Source organism: Bacteroides sp. 1_1_14, assembly GCF_000162515.1.
GTDB lineage: Bacteria > Bacteroidota > Bacteroidia > Bacteroidales > Bacteroidaceae > Bacteroides > Bacteroides thetaiotaomicron.
The window spans coordinates 555527-572921 of sequence record NZ_GG774706.1 but is presented as its reverse complement, the minus strand read 5'-3'; the positions used below and the strand labels follow the sequence as shown (position 1 = coordinate 572921).

14 protein-coding genes and 5 tRNA genes are annotated in these 17395 nt (G+C 42.2%); 2 read left to right on the top strand and 17 right to left on the bottom strand.

Annotated elements, in window-relative coordinates; all coding sequences use genetic code 11:
* Positions 1 to 4: 4 nt before the first annotated feature.
* The 17 genes from rpoC to rpsU form a co-directional block, all read right to left on the bottom strand.
* A complete protein-coding gene (rpoC, locus tag HMPREF9007_RS10470) occupies positions 5 to 4288 on the bottom strand; it encodes a DNA-directed RNA polymerase subunit beta' (protein WP_008762030.1) in 4284 nt (1427 codons plus the stop codon).
* A gap of 106 nt (positions 4289 to 4394) precedes the next feature.
* The gene (rpoB, locus tag HMPREF9007_RS10475) at positions 4395 to 8207 is read right to left on the bottom strand and encodes a DNA-directed RNA polymerase subunit beta (protein ID WP_008762029.1); all 3813 of its coding nucleotides are present in this window, start codon (positions 8205 to 8207) and stop codon (positions 4395 to 4397) included.
* A gap of 104 nt (positions 8208 to 8311) precedes the next feature.
* Positions 8312 to 8686, bottom strand: a complete 375-nt coding sequence (gene rplL, locus HMPREF9007_RS10480) for a 50S ribosomal protein L7/L12 (protein WP_002558082.1) — start codon at positions 8684 to 8686, stop codon at positions 8312 to 8314.
* A 47-nt stretch (positions 8687 to 8733) separates the two neighbouring features.
* Positions 8734 to 9252, bottom strand: a complete 519-nt coding sequence (gene rplJ, locus HMPREF9007_RS10485; RefSeq protein WP_008762028.1) for a 50S ribosomal protein L10 — start codon at positions 9250 to 9252, stop codon at positions 8734 to 8736.
* 15 nt (positions 9253 to 9267) lie between these two features.
* Positions 9268 to 9966: a 50S ribosomal protein L1 gene (gene rplA / locus HMPREF9007_RS10490; RefSeq protein WP_004310894.1), complete on the bottom strand. Its 699-nt coding sequence runs from the start codon at positions 9964 to 9966 to the stop codon at positions 9268 to 9270.
* Positions 9967 to 9981: 15 nt separating this feature from the next.
* On the bottom strand, positions 9982 to 10425 hold the full coding sequence (rplK, locus tag HMPREF9007_RS10495) for a 50S ribosomal protein L11 (RefSeq protein WP_008762027.1): 444 nt from the start codon (positions 10423 to 10425) through the stop codon (positions 9982 to 9984).
* A 61-nt stretch (positions 10426 to 10486) separates the two neighbouring features.
* Positions 10487 to 11029: a transcription termination/antitermination protein NusG gene (gene nusG, locus HMPREF9007_RS10500; protein ID WP_004296362.1), complete on the bottom strand. Its 543-nt coding sequence runs from the start codon at positions 11027 to 11029 to the stop codon at positions 10487 to 10489.
* Between the two features lie 17 nt (positions 11030 to 11046).
* Positions 11047 to 11238, bottom strand: coding sequence for a preprotein translocase subunit SecE (secE, locus tag HMPREF9007_RS10505; protein WP_004296363.1), 192 nt, complete (start codon positions 11236 to 11238; stop codon positions 11047 to 11049).
* 14 nt (positions 11239 to 11252) lie between these two features.
* A tRNA-Trp gene (locus HMPREF9007_RS10510) sits at positions 11253 to 11325 on the bottom strand.
* A 54-nt stretch (positions 11326 to 11379) separates the two neighbouring features.
* Positions 11380 to 12564, bottom strand: coding sequence for an elongation factor Tu (gene tuf, locus HMPREF9007_RS10515; protein WP_008762026.1), 1185 nt, complete (start codon positions 12562 to 12564; stop codon positions 11380 to 11382).
* A 50-nt stretch (positions 12565 to 12614) separates the two neighbouring features.
* A tRNA-Thr gene (locus HMPREF9007_RS10520) sits at positions 12615 to 12686 on the bottom strand.
* Positions 12687 to 12697: 11 nt separating this feature from the next.
* Positions 12698 to 12770: transfer RNA gene (locus tag HMPREF9007_RS10525), tRNA-Gly, on the bottom strand.
* Between the two features lie 28 nt (positions 12771 to 12798).
* A tRNA-Tyr gene (locus HMPREF9007_RS10530) sits at positions 12799 to 12881 on the bottom strand.
* Positions 12882 to 13037: 156 nt separating this feature from the next.
* Positions 13038 to 13114: transfer RNA gene (locus tag HMPREF9007_RS10535), tRNA-Thr, on the bottom strand.
* Positions 13115 to 13211: 97 nt separating this feature from the next.
* A complete protein-coding gene (gene raiA, locus HMPREF9007_RS10540) occupies positions 13212 to 13511 on the bottom strand; it encodes a ribosome-associated translation inhibitor RaiA (protein ID WP_008762025.1) in 300 nt (99 codons plus the stop codon).
* A 15-nt stretch (positions 13512 to 13526) separates the two neighbouring features.
* A complete protein-coding gene (gene xerC, locus HMPREF9007_RS10545) occupies positions 13527 to 14408 on the bottom strand; it encodes a tyrosine recombinase XerC (protein ID WP_008762024.1) in 882 nt (293 codons plus the stop codon).
* A 73-nt stretch (positions 14409 to 14481) separates the two neighbouring features.
* On the bottom strand, positions 14482 to 14673 hold the full coding sequence (gene rpsU / locus HMPREF9007_RS10550) for a 30S ribosomal protein S21 (protein ID WP_002558090.1): 192 nt from the start codon (positions 14671 to 14673) through the stop codon (positions 14482 to 14484).
* Between the two features lie 191 nt (positions 14674 to 14864).
* Between rpsU and HMPREF9007_RS10555 the strand changes: the two genes are divergently transcribed.
* Both HMPREF9007_RS10555 and HMPREF9007_RS10560 read left to right on the top strand, forming a co-directional pair.
* Positions 14865 to 16646 carry an aminopeptidase P family protein gene (locus HMPREF9007_RS10555; protein WP_008762023.1) on the top strand — a complete coding sequence of 594 codons (1782 nt, stop codon included), beginning with the start codon at positions 14865 to 14867 and terminating at the stop codon, positions 16644 to 16646.
* A 150-nt stretch (positions 16647 to 16796) separates the two neighbouring features.
* Positions 16797 to 17309, top strand: a complete 513-nt coding sequence (locus tag HMPREF9007_RS10560) for a gamma carbonic anhydrase family protein (protein ID WP_008762022.1) — start codon at positions 16797 to 16799, stop codon at positions 17307 to 17309.
* Positions 17310 to 17395 lie beyond the last annotated feature (86 nt).

Below are 17395 nucleotides of genomic sequence, written 5' to 3'. Positions count from 1 at the left end.
TGTATTATTCTACTTCATTGTAATCAAGTACTGTCTTCTTGTTCGCCAAGATACGATCATACTCTTCTTTTGAACCAACGATAATCTTTTCAAATTCACGCTGACCTGTACCTGCCGGAATTAAGTGACCGCAAATTACGTTTTCCTTCATTCCTTCAAGTTTATCTGTCTTGCCATTGATAGCAGCCTCATTCAACACCTTCGTTGTTTCCTGGAAGGATGCAGCTGACATAAAGCTTGAAGTCTGCAGTGCAGCACGCGTAATACCCTGAAGAATCTGAGTAGAAGTTGCAGCTACAGCATCACGTACCTCAACAGGTTTCAAGTCACGGCGCTTCAGCATACTGTTCTCATCACGCAACTTACGGGCAGTCACAATCTGTCCCGGCTGCATATTCTGAGAATCACCTGCATCAACAACCACTTTCTTACCCCAGATACGATCGTTTTCCTCCATAAACTCAAGCTTATCCACTACCTGTTGTTCCAAGAAGCGAGTATCACCCGGCTCATCGATCTGAACCTTACGCATCATCTGGCGAACGATAATCTCAAAATGCTTATCATTGATCTTCACACCCTGCAGACGGTATACATCCTGAACTTCATTCACAATATATTCCTGTACAGCCGTAGGACCTTTAATTGCCAGGATATCAGCCGGAGTAGTAGCACCATCAGATAATGGAGTACCAGCACGCACATAGTCGTTCTCCTGAACCAGAATCTGTTTGGACAATGCAACAAGATACTTCTTCACTTCACCTGTTTTCGAAGTTACGATGATTTCACGGTTACCACGCTTGATCTTACCCATTGTAACCTCACCGTCAATTTCAGAAACGACAGCAGGATTAGACGGATTACGTGCTTCAAACAACTCAGTAACACGAGGAAGACCACCCGTGATGTCACCCGCCTTACCTACAGCACGCGGAATCTTCACGATTACTTCACCGGCTTTCACTTTCTGACCATTTTCAATAATCACGTGACCACCTACCGGTAAGTTATAAGTACGAATCAGATCACCGTCTTCTGTCAGGATATGAGCCGAAGGAACTTTCGTTTTATCCTTAGATTCAATAATGATGATTTCACGAAGACCAGTTGCTTCATCCGATTCCACCTTATAAGTAACATTCTCAATTACACCTTCGAATTCAATCTTACCAGTTGCTTCAGTTATAATAACGGCATTGAACGGGTCCCATTTAGCAATTAACTTACCCTTTTCAACCAGATCACCATCCGATACATATAATGTAGAACCATAAGGTACATTGTGCGTAGAAAGAACGATACCAGTATTTACGTCCACAAAACGAACTTCAGCCAAACGGCCTACCACTACTTTTGCAGCTTCACCCATTTCGTCTACGATATCTACCGTACGAAGTTCTTCAAATTCCAGACGAGCACTGTTCTTAGCCACAATACTTGCATTTGCCGCAATATTCGCAGCAGTACCACCGGCGTGGAATGTACGCAATGTCAACTGTGTACCCGGCTCACCGATTGACTGAGCAGCAATTACACCAACAGCCTCACCCTTCTGAACCATGCGGCTTGTTGCCAGGTTACGTCCGTAACACTTAGCACAAACCCCCTTCTTCGCTTCACAAGTCAATACAGAACGGATTTCAACGCTTTCAATCGGAGAATCCTGAATCTTCTTAGCAACTTCTTCTGTGATTTCTTCACCACCGGCAACAAGCAATTCGCCTGTAGTAGGATGAATAATATCATGTACAGAAACACGCCCTAAGATGCGTTCATACAGGGTAGCAATTACTTCATCATTATTCTTCAAGTCTGTACAAACCAATCCACGAAGTGTACCGCAGTCTTCTTCCGTGATGATCACGTCGTGAGAAACGTCTACCAGACGACGAGTCAAATATCCGGCATCGGCAGTCTTCAAAGCGGTATCCGCCAAACCTTTACGGGCACCGTGAGTAGAGATAAAGTACTCCAACACAGAAAGTCCCTCTTTAAAGTTTGACAAGATCGGGTTTTCAATAATCTGACCACCTTCAGCACCAGCTTTCTGGGGCTTAGCCATCAAACCACGCATACCGGACAACTGACGAATCTGTTCTTTAGAACCACGGGCACCCGAATCCAGCATCATGTATACAGAGTTAAATCCTTGGTCATCCGAAGAAATAGTTTTCATCAAGATGTTAGACAACTCAGAGTTCACATGTGTCCAGATATCAATTACCTGATTATAACGTTCGTTGTTGGTAATGAAACCCATATTATAGTTGTTTACGACTTGTTCAACTTCGTCGTAACCTTTTTGTACCAATGTCTCTTTTTCTTTCGGGATAATAATATCACCCAAGTTGAATGACAAACCACCCTTAAAGGCCATTTGGTAACCTAAGTTCTTGATTCCATCCAAGAAGTCTGCAGCTTTAGCCACACCACAAACCTTGATTACATCACTAATGATATCACGAAGAGATTTCTTAGAAATAATCGTATTGATATAACCTGCTTCAGGAGGAACAATTTCATTAACAATCACACGTCCTACAGAAGTTTCACGCATAACGTCAACAATGTTACCATTTTCATCAACGTCTTTCACGATCACCTTTACCGGAGCATGAATATCTACCTTACCTTCATTATAAGCGATTAATGCTTCTTCCGGTCCGTAGAATGTAAGTCCTTCTCCCTTAGCACCGGCACGCAACTTGGTAATGTAATACAAACCAAGAACCATATCCTGTGCAGGCACAGTAATAGGCGCACCATTTGCCGGATTCAGGATATTATGTGACTGAAGCATCAACATCTGAGCTTCAAGAATTGCTTCGTTACTCAAAGGCAAGTGAACAGCCATCTGGTCACCGTCGAAGTCGGCGTTGAATGCCGTACATGCCAACGGGTGCAACTGGATAGCTTTACCTTCGATCATCTTCGGCTGGAATGCCTGGATACCCAAACGGTGCAATGTCGGAGCACGGTTCAACAGTACAGGATGTCCTTTCATTACGTGTTCCAGAATATCCCAGATCACCGCTTCCTTACGATCTACAATCTTCTTTGCAGATTTCACTGTCTTAACGATACCACGTTCAATGAGCTTACGGATAATAAACGGCTTATAAAGTTCGGCAGCCATCAATTTAGGAATACCGCACTCACCCATCTTCAGTTCCGGACCAACAACAATTACCGAACGTGCAGAGTAGTCAACACGTTTACCCAGCAAGTTCTGACGGAAACGTCCTTGTTTACCTTTCAAGCTATCAGACAGTGATTTCAACGGACGGTTAGCATCCGTCTTCACTGCACTTGATTTACGTGAATTATCGAACAATGAGTCTACAGATTCCTGAAGCATACGTTTCTCATTACGCAAGATTACTTCCGGAGCTTTGATTTCGATCAATCTCTTCAGACGGTTGTTACGAATGATAACACGACGATAAAGGTCATTCAAGTCAGAAGTAGCAAAACGACCACCATCCAATGGAACCAATGGACGGAGTTCGGGCGGAATAACCGGTACGATACGTACAATCATCCATTCCGGCTTGTTACGTCCACGTGATGCACGGAACGATTCTACAACCTGCAGACGTTTCAATGCCTCATTCTTACGTTGCTGTGAAGCATCATTGCCTGCACGGTGACGCAATTCATAAGACAGAGCATCCAGATCCAAACGAGCCAGCAAATCATAGATTGCTTCAGCTCCCATCTTAGCGATGAACTTATTCGGATCATTATCCTCCAGATATTGATTGTCCTTCGGAAGTGTATCCAGAATATCCAGATATTCTTCTTCAGAAAGTAAATCATATTCGGCAATGCCATCTTCAGCCTTTACACCCGGCTGAATAACAACATAACGTTCGTAATATATAATCGAATCCAGCTTCTTTGTCGGCAGTCCGAGCAAATAACCGATCTTATTTGGAAGCGAACGGAAATACCAGATGTGTGCCACCGGCACCACCAACTGTATATGTCCCATACGTTCACGGCGTACTTTCTTTTCTGTAACTTCTACACCACAACGGTCGCAGACGATACCTTTATAACGGATACGCTTATATTTACCGCAATGGCATTCGTAATCCTTAATAGGACCAAAAATGCGCTCGCAGAACAAACCATCGCGTTCGGGTTTGTACGTACGGTAATTTATGGTTTCAGGCTTCAAAACTTCACCACTCGAATTCTCTAGGATTTCTTCCGGAGAAGCCAGACCAATTGAGATCTTCGAGAAATTGCTTTTCGTCTTATTTTCTTTTCTAAAAGCCATACTCTATATAATTGAGATTTGATAATTGAATCATTGGAAATTGAAGAAGATGCGAATGTCAACAGACCTTCATCGGCCTATTGACATCCTGCATTCTTTCATTATTTTATTCTAGGTTGATACTCAAACCTAAACCTCTCAACTCGTGTAACAATACGTTCAAGGATTCCGGAATACCGGGTTGCGGCATCGGTTCACCTTTCACAATTGCTTCATAAGCCTTAGAACGTCCTACTACGTCGTCAGACTTAATAGTCAAGATTTCCTGCAGGATATGAGCAGCACCGAAGCCTTCGAGTGCCCAAACCTCCATTTCTCCGAAACGCTGACCACCGAACTGTGCTTTACCACCAAGAGGTTGCTGAGTAATCAATGAGTACGGACCGATAGAACGAGCGTGCATCTTGTCTTCAACCATGTGCCCCAGCTTCAGCATATAAGTCACACCTACGGTTGCTGCCTGGTCAAATTGCTCACCTGTACCACCATCACAAAGATAAGTTTTACAGTAACGTGGCAATCCCGCTTTGTCTGTCCACTGATCCAAGTCGTCCATCGTAGCACCGTCAAAAATAGGAGTTGCAAATTTCACGCCCAAAGTTTTTCCGGCACGACCTAATACAGCTTCAAAAATCTGACCAATGTTCATACGAGAAGGCACACCCAACGGATTCAGTACAATGTCAACCGGAGTACCATCTGCCAAGAACGGCATATCTTCCTGACGCACAACACGTGACACGATACCCTTGTTACCGTGACGACCTGCCATCTTATCACCTACACCAATCTTACGTTTCTTAGCAATATATACTTTAGCCATCTGAATGATACCAGCCGGAAGTTCATCACCGATAGTGATAGCAAACTTCTTACGCTTCAATTCAGCATCCAGCTCTTTGTATTTCTTGATAAAGTTCATAACCAGATCACGAACCATACCATTAGTATGGTCATCACTAGTCCAGTTACTCAGCTGAATAGAAGTAAAGTCAAGTGAATCAAAATCAGAAGCACTGAACTTAGATCCCTTAGCAATAACTTCTGCTCCTAAGTAGTCTTTCACACCCTGAGAAACCTTGCCTTCAGTCAAAGTCATCAGTTTCTTAACCAGAATACGCTTCAAGTCTGCAACCTTTGATTCAAACTCATCGTCAATCTTCGGCAACAATGCTTTATCCGCCAGTTTAGAGCTACGGTTCTTGATTACACGTGAGAAAAGTTTCTTATCAATAACAACACCTTTCAAAGAAGGAGAAGCTTTTAAAGAAGCATCTTTCACATCACCTGCCTTATCACCGAAGATAGCACGAAGTAGTTTTTCTTCCGGAGAAGGATCAGATTCACCTTTCGGAGTAATCTTACCGATCATGATATCACCCGGTTCGATACGCGCACCGATTCTTACGATACCATTTTCATCCAGGTCTTTAGTAGCTTCCTCACTTACATTCGGAATATCAGAAGTCAATTCTTCCATACCGCGCTTCGTTTCACGAACTTCCAAAGAGTATTCTTCTACGTGAACAGAAGTCAACAAGTCCTCGCGAACCACGCGTTCGTTCAATACGATAGCATCCTCATAGTTATATCCCTTCCATGGCATATAAGCAACCAACAGGTTTTTACCCAAAGCTAATTCACCCTTTTCGGTAGAATAACCTTCAGTCAGGATGTCACCCTTCTTCACGCGCTGACCTTTGTCACAAATCGGACGCAAGTCAATAGTCATGTTCTGGTTCGTCTTACGGAACTTCGGAATTCTATATTCTTTCAAAGCAGGCTCGAAGCTTACAAATTCTTCGTCCTCTGTACGGTCATACAAAATACGGATCGTAGTAGCATCAACGAAGTCAACAACACCATCGCCTTCTGCAGTAATCTGCGTGCGAGAGTCTCTCACTAACTGTCGTTCGATACCTGTACCTACAATCGGAGCTTCACTTCTCAACAAAGGAACTGCCTGGCGCATCATGTTTGATCCCATCAATGCACGGTTAGCATCATCATGTTCCAGGAACGGAATCAGTGAAGCAGCAATCGATGCAATCTGCTGAGGAGAAACGTCCATCAAATCTACTTCAGACGGTTCTACAACCGGGAAGTCAGCGTCCTGACGAGATTTAACTTTATTGCGAACAAATGTACCGTCATCATTCAACGGAGCATTACCCTGTGCAATAATCTTTTCTTCTTCTTCTTCAGCAGTCAGATAAACCAGACCATTATCGGAAAGATCCACTTTTCCGTTTTCCACCTTACGGTACGGAGTTTCAATGAATCCCAGCTCATTAATTTTAGCGAATACACACAAGGAAGAAATCAAACCGATATTCGGACCTTCAGGAGTCTCAATCGGACAAAGACGACCGTAGTGTGTATAGTGAACGTCACGAACCTCAAATCCGGCACGTTCACGAGAAAGACCACCAGGACCTAGGGCAGACATACGGCGCTTGTGCGTAATTTCAGCCAACGGGTTTGTCTGGTCCATGAACTGTGACAAAGCATTTGTTCCAAAGAAAGAATTGATCACAGAAGAAATAGTCTTCGCATTGATCAAATCAATCGGAGTAAATACTTCATTGTCACGAACGTTCATACGTTCACGAATCGTACGAGACATACGAGCCAGACCAACAGCAAACTGGTTAGAAAGCTGTTCACCTACTGTACGTACACGACGGTTGCTCAAGTGGTCAATATCATCCACATCTGCTTTTGAATTAATCAACTCAATCAGATATTTGATGATTTCAATGATATCTTCCTTCGTGAGGACACGCACGTCCATATCAGTCGTCAGATTCAGTTTCTTGTTGATTCTGTAACGACCTACATCACCAAGGTCATATCGTTTTTCTGAGAAGAACAAGTTGTTGATAACTTCACGTGCACTTGCATCATCGGCCGGATCGGCGTTACGCAATTGACGATAGATATACAACACAGCTTCTTTTTCCGAGTTACTCGGGTCCTTCTGCAGAGTATTATATATAATAGAGAAATCAGATTGATTCGGCTCGTCCTTATGCAAAAGGATGTTTTGAACTCCCGATTCCAGAATTTCATCAATATGTACTTCCTCCAGTACGGTTTCACGGTCGATAATAACCTCGTTACGTTCGATAGAAACCACTTCACCGGTATCTTCATCAACGAAATCTTCAATCCATGTTTTCAAAACACGTGCAGCTAACTTACGACCCAGAACTCTCTTCAGATTTGTTTTGTTTACCTTAACATCTTCTGCAAGGTTGAAAATCTCAAGAATATCCTTATCGTTCTCGAAACCAATCGCGCGTAACAAAGTAGTTACCGGCAATTTCTTCTTACGGTCGATGTATGCGTACATCACATTATTGATGTCGGTAGCAAACTCAATCCACGAACCTTTAAACGGAATAATACGAGCCGAGTAAAGTTTCGTACCATTGGCATGTACACTCTGACCGAAGAACACACCCGGAGAACGGTGAAGCTGTGACACAACTACACGTTCGGCACCGTTAATGACGAAAGTAGCCTTATCAGTCATGTAAGGGATCGGGCCGAGGAATACGTCCTGAATAACTGTATCAAAATCCTCGTGATCGGGGTCGGTACAGTATAGCTTAAGTTTCGCTTTCAAAGGAACACTATATGTGAGCCCACGCTCTATACAATCATCGATGGTATAGCGCGGCGGATCAATATAATAATCCAAAAACTCAAGAACAAAATTGTTTCTTGTATCGGCAATAGGGAAGTTTTCAGCAAATACTTTATACAAACCCTCATTCTTGCGCTTTTCAGGTGGGGTATCTAATTGTAGAAAGTCTTGGAATGACTTCAATTGTACTTCCAGGAAATCCGGATATTCAAGCGGATTCTTAGTCGAAGCAAAATTAACTCTTTGATTTACAGTATTTGAAGACATCTGTGAATGAATTTGGAGAACTTAATTTGAAATATATACACAAAAAGGTTAAGAATCCTCTTGCGAAGGATTCCTAACCGAATTACCTGATTACCAGGCTAATGTTATTTAAGTTCAACTTCAGCTCCAGCTTCTTCCAATGTTTTCTTCAATGATTCTGCTTCGTCTTTAGCCAAACCTTCTTTTACTACACTAGGAGCACCGTCTACCATGTCCTTAGCTTCTTTCAAGCCAAGACCACAAGCTTCCTTAACGGCCTTAACAACCTGAAGTTTAGCTGCACCAGCGCTCTTCAATACTACGTCGAAAGAAGTTTTTTCTTCTACAGCAGCAGCACCAGCTGCAGGACCAGCAGCAACAGCAACAGCTGCAGCAGCAGGTTCAATACCGTATTCTTCTTTAAGGATAGTTGCAAGTTCATTAACTTCTTTTACTGTCAAGTTAACTAATTGTTCTGCAAAAGCTTTCAAATCTGCCATTTTTTGTATGATTTTAATTGTTTAAATACTTTGTTGTTTTTTGAAAATTATTCGGGTCTCTCACCAAGAGTTTTGAGAACTCCGTGAAGGGTGTTACCACCTGATTGAAGAGCAGAAATAACATTCTTGGCCGGAGATTGCAACAATGCAACGATATCGGCGATAACTTCGTTCTTACTCTTGATAGCAACGAGAGCATCCAATTGGTCTGCACCAACATAGAAGCTTTCTTCTGCATATGCAGCTTTCAGTCCGGGAATTCCGTCTTTAGCTTTGTCCTTGATCAGTTTAGCAGGTACGTTTGCAGTATTGCAAAACATAACAGCAGTTGTACCTTTCAAAGAACCGTAAAGAGGAGAAAAGTCTTCTTCCAGGCTTTCAAGAGCTTTGTGAAGCAATGTATTCTTAACTACCATCAATTTGATGTCAGACTTGAAACAATCTCTTCTCAATGCACTTGTAGCAGTAGCGTTCATCGCTGTAACGTCTACCAAATAGAAGTGGCCATATTCCTTTACTGTAGCAGCAATTTGCTCTATAATCGAATTTTTATCTTCCTTTCTCATTATTTCTCTGTTTTATTAGATTTCATCCACTGATTTCGGGTCGATTTTGATACCCGCACTCATTGTACTAGAAAGATAAATACTCTTAATATATGTACCCTTTGCTGCGGTCGGTTTCAGTTTGTTCAGAGTAGAGATGAACTCTTTCGCGTTGTCGCGAATCTGATCAGGACTGAATGATACCTTACCGATAGAAGTATGAACAATACCGCTCTTATCAACTTTAAAGTCAATCTTACCTTGTTTTACTTCTTTTACAGCTTTAGCAACATCCATAGTTACAGTACCACTCTTCGGGTTAGGCATCAATCCACGAGGACCGAGTACACGACCGAGTGCACCAATTTTACCCATGATAGATGGCATAGTGATGATTACATCAATATCAGTCCATCCACCTTTGATCTTTTCAATATATTCGTCAAGACCAACATAGTCAGCACCAGCTTCTTTTGCAGCAGCTTCAGCATCCGGTGTACAGAGTACCAAAACACGTACTTCTTTACCAGTACCATGAGGAAGTGAAACAACACCTCTCACCATCTGGTTAGCTTTACGTGGGTCTACACCTAAACGTACGTCAATATCCAGTGAGGCATCAAATTTAGTGAAAGTAATTTCTTTTACTAAAGATGCAGCTTCTTTCAGTGAGTATGCTTTCCCTGCTTCAATTTTTTCTGCAGCTAACTTTTGATTTTTTGTCAGTTTACCCATTACAATTGAAGTTTATTAGTTATTAACCGGGAACTCCCCTTTTACAGCGATACCCATACTTCTAGCTGTACCAGCAACCATTCTCATGGCAGCATCCACAGTAAAACAGTTTAAGTCAACCATTTTGTCCTGAGCAATCGTACGAATCTGTTCCCAAGTAAGCTCGGCAACTTTCTTACGGTTAGGCTCAGCAGAACCACTCTTTACCTTAGCTACTTCAAGCAATTGAATAGCAACGGGAGGAGTCTTGATTACAAAATCGAAAGACTTATCTGCGTAGTAAGTAATGATAACAGGCAAAATCTTACCTGCCTTGTCTTGGGTTCTGGCATTGAATTGCTTGCAAAATTCCATGATATTAATACCCTTGGAACCCAAAGCAGGTCCAACTGGGGGTGATGGATTTGCAGCGCCTCCTTTAATCTGTAACTTGATTAGTCCAGCAACTTCTTTAGCCATTTTTTTATTGATTTATATATAAACATTAAACGAAGAACAACAACAGCGTAACAATTCCGCGTTATTCTTTTTCCACTTGCATAAAGCCTAATTCAAGCGGCGTTTTGCGCCCGAATATCTTCACCATGACCTTTAGTTTCTTCTTTTCACTATTCACTTCTTCAATGATACCACTGAATCCGCTGAAAGGACCAAAAGTAACTTTTACAGTCTCACCCACTACATACGGAATATTGAGTTCTTCACCCGTTTCCTGTAGTTCGTCTACTGTACCAAGTATACGATTCACTTCTGATTGTCTGAGAGGCACCGGTTTCTCGGAGCCGCCTAAAAAGCCTATCACATTCGGAGTATTGCGCAGATGATGAGCGACCTCACCAACCAAAGCAGCCTCCACCAAAACGTAACCAGGGAGATAACTTCTCTCTTTCACAATTTTTTTACCATTGCGAACCTGATACACTTTTTCAGTTGGAATCAATACCTGAGATACATATTCACCAAGGTCGCTGTTTTTAAGGTCAGCTTCAAGATATTCCTTTACCTTAGCTTCTTTTCCGCTAATAGCACGCAGAACGTACCATTTCTTTTCAATCTCAGCCATTTTCAATTCCTAATTTTTTAATGTGGATAAACAATTTTTTCCATGAAGTTCTGGAAACAGACATCCATACCCCATACTACCAATGCAATAAGCAGGGAAGCATATAAAACAACTACTGCACTGTTAGCAAGTTCGGAATACGTAGGCCACGATACTTTATGAACAAGTTCGTCGTAAGATTCTTTAATATAAGCTATTACCTTTTTCATTTCAATAATATTAGCACGGGAGGAGAGGCTCGAACTCCCGACACCCGGTTTTGGAGACCGGTGCTCTACCAACTGAGCTACTCCCGTTTGTACATAATCAGTTCCCGATAGTAAAACCGGGAACTGATTAATTATTGTGTATTAGTCGATAATTTCAGTAATCTGACCAGCACCTACTGTACGTCCACCTTCGCGGATAGCGAAACGAAGACCTGGGTTCAATGCTACTGGGTAGATCAACTCTACAGTGATAGTTACGTTATCACCCGGCATTACCATTTCTGTTCCTTCCGGCAAAGTGATTTCACCTGTACAGTCCATAGTACGCAAGTAGAACTGAGGACGGTATTTGTTGTGGAACGGAGTGTGACGACCACCTTCTTCTTTCTTCAGGATATAAACCTCAGCTTTGAAGCGAGAGTGCGGTTTAATCTGACCCGGTTTACAAAGAACCATACCACGTTTGATTTCGTTCTTGTCAACACCACGGAGCAACAAACCTACGTTGTCACCAGCTTCACCCTGATCCAACAGTTTACGGAACATTTCAACACCAGTTACAACTGATTTCTTATCTTCACCTAAACCAAGGATTTCAACTTCATCACCTACGTGGATGATACCAGATTCGATACGACCTGTTGCTACAGTACCACGACCTGTGATAGAGAACACGTCTTCAACCGGCATCAAGAATGGTTTATCAACATCGCGCGGAGGAAGTGGAATCCAGTTATCAACTGCATCCATCAGTTCCATAACTTTGTCTTCCCATTTTTCAACACCGTTCAATGCGCCAAGAGCAGAACCCTGGATGATAGGAGTATTGTCACCATCGAAATCATAGAATGAAAGAAGTTCTCTCATTTCCATTTCAACGAGTTCCAACATTTCTTCGTCGTCTACCATATCGCACTTGTTCAAGAATACAACCAGACGAGGAACGTTTACCTGACGAGCCAACAGGATATGTTCGCGAGTCTGAGGCATCGGACCATCAGTTGCAGCACAAACGATGATAGCACCGTCCATCTGAGCAGCACCAGTTACCATGTTCTTTACGTAGTCGGCGTGTCCCGGACAGTCAACGTGTGCGTAGTGACGGTTAGCTGTTTCGTACTCAACGTGTGAAGTATTGATAGTAATACCTCTTTCTTTTTCTTCAGGAGCGTTGTCGATAGAATCGAAAGAACGCAATTCAGAAAGACCTTTTTTTGCCAACACAGTAGTGATAGCAGCTGTCAACGTTGTCTTACCGTGGTCTACGTGACCGATTGTACCAATGTTTACGTGCGGTTTGGTACGTTCAAATTTCTCTTTAGCCATAGCTTTACTTGTTATTTATTTGATTAATAATCAGCATTTACATCTTTATGAGCTGTTACCGGGACTTGAACCCGGGACCTCTTCCTTACCAAGGAAGTGCTCTACCGCTGAGCTATAACAGCAAGAAAAAAAGAGCGGAAGACGGGGCTCAAACCCGCGACCCTCAGCTTGGAAGGCTAATGCTCTATCAACTGAGCTACTTCCGCATTCTTGCCAAAGTTGTCACTCTGATTGTGGGCAAAGATGGATTCGAACCACCGAAGTCGAAAGACAGCAGATTTACAGTCTGCCCCATTTGGCCACTCTGGTATTTGCCCTTAATATTTCAAACAAAGAATTAAAATCAAATAGCGAACAATACTCTGAACATAGATGTTTTATTCTCAGTTCTTCTTCTAATTCTTCCCCGCCATGCGAACCGAATTGACTGCCGTCATCCCTTTCGCTAAAATCGGATGATCCTCATTCATCCTTGGAGCCTCTTGTCGGATTCGAACCAACGACCCCGAGATTACAAATCACGTGCTCTGGCCAACTGAGCTAAAGAGGCATTCTAGCTAAAAAATGCAACCGTCACGTTCTAACGCGAGCGAAACGGCTGCAAATTTAGTTATTTATTTCTTTCCCGCAAAATATTTGCGATTTTTTTATTTGCTACGCTGTTTTTCCTTGTATTTCACCAGTTGTTTTTCAAGTGCTTCCACATCCAAATCAACTGCTTCCTCGAATGTATCGCACACTTTACTTGCATAAAACTCACCATTAGGAATAAGAATCTTTATGCCTGCCTCTTTATTTTCAGCAGCTTCCGGCTTAACTACCTTTAATGACACCTCTACTTTCTTTATATCTTCGTAATATTTTTCCAACTTAGACACTTTCTTCTGAATAAATGCCTGCAATTGCTCTGACGCATCAAAGTGAATTGATTGAATTCTAATATCCATACTTACCTCCTTTTTTTAAGCTCTTGGATGAGCTTGTTTATACACTTTTTTAAGTTCTTCAAATGTGGCATGCGCATAGATCTCGGTAGTTGCAATACTCTCGTGACCCAAAAGTTCTTTTACCGCACCCAATTCTGCATCATTATTCAGCATTGTGGTAGCAAAAGTATGCCTCAGCACGTGAGGACTTCTTTTTTTCAACGTCGCCACCTTTGACAGGTTCCGTTTCACTAAATTATAGACTAGATTCTTATAAAGCCGTCCGCCATCCTCTTTAATAAAGAAAGCCTTCGACCTTTCCGGAATCGCTTCGTTTCTTACATTAATATATTCAAGCATCAACTCTTTCAGTTCATCACCGAACGGTATTAGCCGTTGCTTGTTTCTTTTCCCGGTTACTTTCAAAAGAGAAGCAGAAAAATCCACATCCTTATCATCCAGACCTATCAATTCCGATAGTCTCATGCCTGTAGCATAAAACATTTCAATAATCAACCGATCACGACAACCTTTAAATCCTTCGCCAAAATCCGTATCATCCAGCAACTTATCCATTTCGTTCTCTTTCAGAAAGACAGGTAACGGTTTCTTATTCTTAGGTCCTGTTATTTTTCGTAACGGATCTACGGTCACCTCTCCTTGCCTTAAAAGATACTTATAGAACGACCGGAGCGAACTTAGCTTTCGATTTACAGAAGTTGAAGTATATCCCCTGTCCATTAATGAAACAATCCATTCACGAATCAGTTCACCTTCCACTTCCAACGGATCAAACTTTCCGTACTCTTCCTGAGCAAACTCCTGTAGTTGCTTTATATCCTCGCCATACGCCAGAACGGTTTTTTCGGAATAATTCCGCTCATACCGGAGGTAATCAAGAAAAGATTTAATTAACATAATATCGCTACATCTAAAATCGTGCAACGAATGTATGAAAAGAATTCAATAATTCAAAGGAAATTACGAATTATTAATCTTCTACTTGCTGAAGTTGTTGTACATAAACTGCACGTTCTTTCTTAAGTCTTTTAGTTACAGACGGTTTATCAAATTGCTGTCTGCTTCTTAATTCTTTCACGATGCCAGTTTTCTCAAATTTTCTTTTAAACTTCTTCAGCGCTTTTTCAATGTTTTCGCCTTCTTTTACAGGTACTACAATCATTTTGTTATTATTAATATGTTATTGGTTAAAAATTTCCGCAGTCAAATTGCGCCGCAAAATTACACATACTTTCTTTATTCACAAAACTTTCGGCAAATATTTCTCAAAAACTATTCATAAACAAATCATTAACCGCGAAAAGTTAGTACCTTTGAGACTCATAAATATGTCTATAAATAACATAATAAGGTATGAAGCAGAGCATAAAAGAGCGTATACACGCACTACGGATGACATTCCGCCCTAACAATATCAAAGCGTTCATCATTCCCAGCACCGATCCTCACCTGAGTGAGTATGTAGCTCCTTATTGGATGTCCCGTGAATGGATTTCCGGTTTCACGGGTTCCGCCGGAACAGCCGTCATCTTAATGGATAAAGCCGGACTATGGACAGATTCCCGTTATTTCCTGCAAGCGGAAAAGGAACTGGAAGGCAGCGGCATTACATTATATAAAGAGATGCTGCCGGAAACTCCTAGTATCACAAAGTTCCTCTGTCAGAATCTAAAGCCGGGAGAATCTGTGAGTATTGATGGGAAAATGTTTTCCGTGCAACAGGTGGAACAAATGAAAGAAGATCTTGCCCCCTATCAGTTACAGGTCAATCTGTTTGGCGATCCACTGAAAAACATTTGGAAGGACCGTCCATCCATGCCTGATGCTCCGGCTTTTATCTACGATGTTAAATATGCAGGAAAAAGTTGTGGAGAAAAAGTTGCCGCCATTCGTACCGAGCTGAAAAAGAAAGGCATCTTTGCTTTATTTTTATCCAGTCTGGACGAAATAGCATGGACTCTCAATCTGAGAGGAAGTGATGTGCATTGCAATCCGGTTATAGTAAGTTATCTACTGGTTACTCAAGATGAAGTAGTCTACTTCATTTCGCCGGAAAAGATTACCCAAGAGGTAAATGAATACTTGCAAGAGCAGCAAGTCAGCCTGAGAAAATATGACGAAGCTGAATCTTTCCTGAATTCTTTTACAGGAGAAAACATACTTATCGACCCAAAGAAAACGAACTATGCGATTTATTCGGCTATCAATCCTGCATGCAAGGTCGTTCGTGGAGAATCTCCTGTGACATTACTGAAAGCCATTCGCAATGAGCAGGAGATTGCCGGCATCCATCACGCAATGCAGCGGGATGGCGTGGCGCTTGTCAAGTTTCTCAAATGGCTGGAAGCATCAGTGCTTTCGGGCAAAGAGACCGAACTGAGCGTAGACCGGAAGCTGCATGAGTTCAGAGCAGCCCAACCTTTGTATATGGGAGAAAGTTTTGACACAATCGCCGGATATAAAGAGCATGGAGCAATCGTACACTATTCCGCAACGGAGGAGAGTGATGTCACGCTTCAGTCTAAAGGTTTCTTGCTGTTAGATTCGGGAGCGCAGTATCTGGATGGAACAACTGACATCACCCGTACCATTGCATTAGGCGAACTGACGGAGGAAGAAAAAACAGACTATACCTTAATATTAAAAGGCCATATTGCATTGGCAATGGCTAAATTCCCGGCCGGAACACGCGGCGCCCAACTCGATGTATTGGCCCGTATGCCTATCTGGAGTCATGGCATGAACTTCCTTCATGGTACCGGACATGGCGTAGGACATTTTCTGAGCGTACACGAAGGTCCGCAAAGTATCCGTATGAACGAAAATCCCATTGTGCTGCAACCCGGTATGGTTACATCCAATGAACCTGGTGTTTATAAGGCAGGCAGCCACGGGATACGCACCGAGAATCTGACATTGGTCTGCAAAGATAAGGAAGGCATGTTCGGAGAATATTTCAAATTTGAGACGATCACCCTATGCCCGATTTGCAAAAAAGGCATCATCAAAGAAATGCTGACGGCAGAAGAAGTCAAGTGGTTCAATGACTACCATCAAACCGTTTACGAAAAACTTTCTCCAAGTCTGAACGAAGAAGAAAAGAAGTGGCTGCTAGAAGCAACAAAAGCTATTTAAAACAGCTTTTGTCCGACACCCGGGTGTCAGGCTGCTTAACACCCGGGTGTCAGGCAGTCTGAGATCCGGGTGTCAGACATCACGAGACCCGGGTGTCGAACAATCCCCAATCATATTCAATAAAAAACATCATTAGAAACAATATAATTTATGGCTTTAATCAAATCAGTGCGGGGCTTTACCCCCGAAATTGGAGAGAACTGTTTTCTCGCAGATAATGCAACCATCATAGGAGATGTAAAAATAGGAAATGACTGTAGCATCTGGTTTTGTACAGTATTGCGCGGTGACGTTAATTCCATACGGATAGGTAATGGAGTCAATATTCAGGATGGAAGCGTGCTACATACTTTATATGAGAAGTCAACCATCGAAATTGGTGATCACGTTTCCGTAGGACATAATGTGACGATTCACGGAGCAACCGTCAAAGATTATGCACTTATCGGGATGGGATCTACTATACTGGATCATGCCGTAATAGGCGAAGGGGCCATCGTTGCCGCCGGTTCTTTGGTCTTGAGCAATACAGTGATCGAACCCGGAAGTATCTGGGGAGGGGTACCGGCTAAATTTATCAAGAAGGTAGACCCGGAACAGGCAAAGGAACTAAACCAAAAAATCGCTCACAATTACCTGATGTATTCCCAATGGTATAAATAAAGAAAAAATAGATTCATAAAAAGATCCCCCTATTTTAGCTTCGTCCACAACAGGAGTTCTAAAATAAGGGGATCTATATTCTTTAT

Coding starts and splice junctions, on each gene's coding strand:
- rpoC (WP_008762030.1), bottom strand. CDS start 4,288: ATGGCTTTTAGAAAAGAAAATAAGACGAAAAGCAATTTCTCGAAGATC.
- rpoB (WP_008762029.1), bottom strand. CDS start 8,207: ATGTCTTCAAATACTGTAAATCAAAGAGTTAATTTTGCTTCGACTAAG.
- rplL (WP_002558082.1), bottom strand. CDS start 8,686: ATGGCAGATTTGAAAGCTTTTGCAGAACAATTAGTTAACTTGACAGTA.
- rplJ (WP_008762028.1), bottom strand. CDS start 9,252: ATGAGAAAGGAAGATAAAAATTCGATTATAGAGCAAATTGCTGCTACA.
- rplA (WP_004310894.1), bottom strand. CDS start 9,966: ATGGGTAAACTGACAAAAAATCAAAAGTTAGCTGCAGAAAAAATTGAA.
- rplK (WP_008762027.1), bottom strand. CDS start 10,425: ATGGCTAAAGAAGTTGCTGGACTAATCAAGTTACAGATTAAAGGAGGC.
- nusG (WP_004296362.1), bottom strand. CDS start 11,029: ATGGCTGAGATTGAAAAGAAATGGTACGTTCTGCGTGCTATTAGCGGA.
- secE (WP_004296363.1), bottom strand. CDS start 11,238: ATGAAAAAGGTAATAGCTTATATTAAAGAATCTTACGACGAACTTGTT.
- tuf (WP_008762026.1), bottom strand. CDS start 12,564: ATGGCTAAAGAGAAATTTGAACGTACCAAACCGCACGTAAACATTGGT.
- raiA (WP_008762025.1), bottom strand. CDS start 13,511: ATGGATATTAGAATTCAATCAATTCACTTTGATGCGTCAGAGCAATTG.
- xerC (WP_008762024.1), bottom strand. CDS start 14,408: ATGTTAATTAAATCTTTTCTTGATTACCTCCGGTATGAGCGGAATTAT.
- rpsU (WP_002558090.1), bottom strand. CDS start 14,673: ATGATTGTAGTACCTGTAAAAGAAGGCGAAAACATTGAAAAAGCGCTG.
- HMPREF9007_RS10555 (WP_008762023.1), top strand. CDS start 14,865: ATGAAGCAGAGCATAAAAGAGCGTATACACGCACTACGGATGACATTC.
- HMPREF9007_RS10560 (WP_008762022.1), top strand. CDS start 16,797: ATGGCTTTAATCAAATCAGTGCGGGGCTTTACCCCCGAAATTGGAGAG.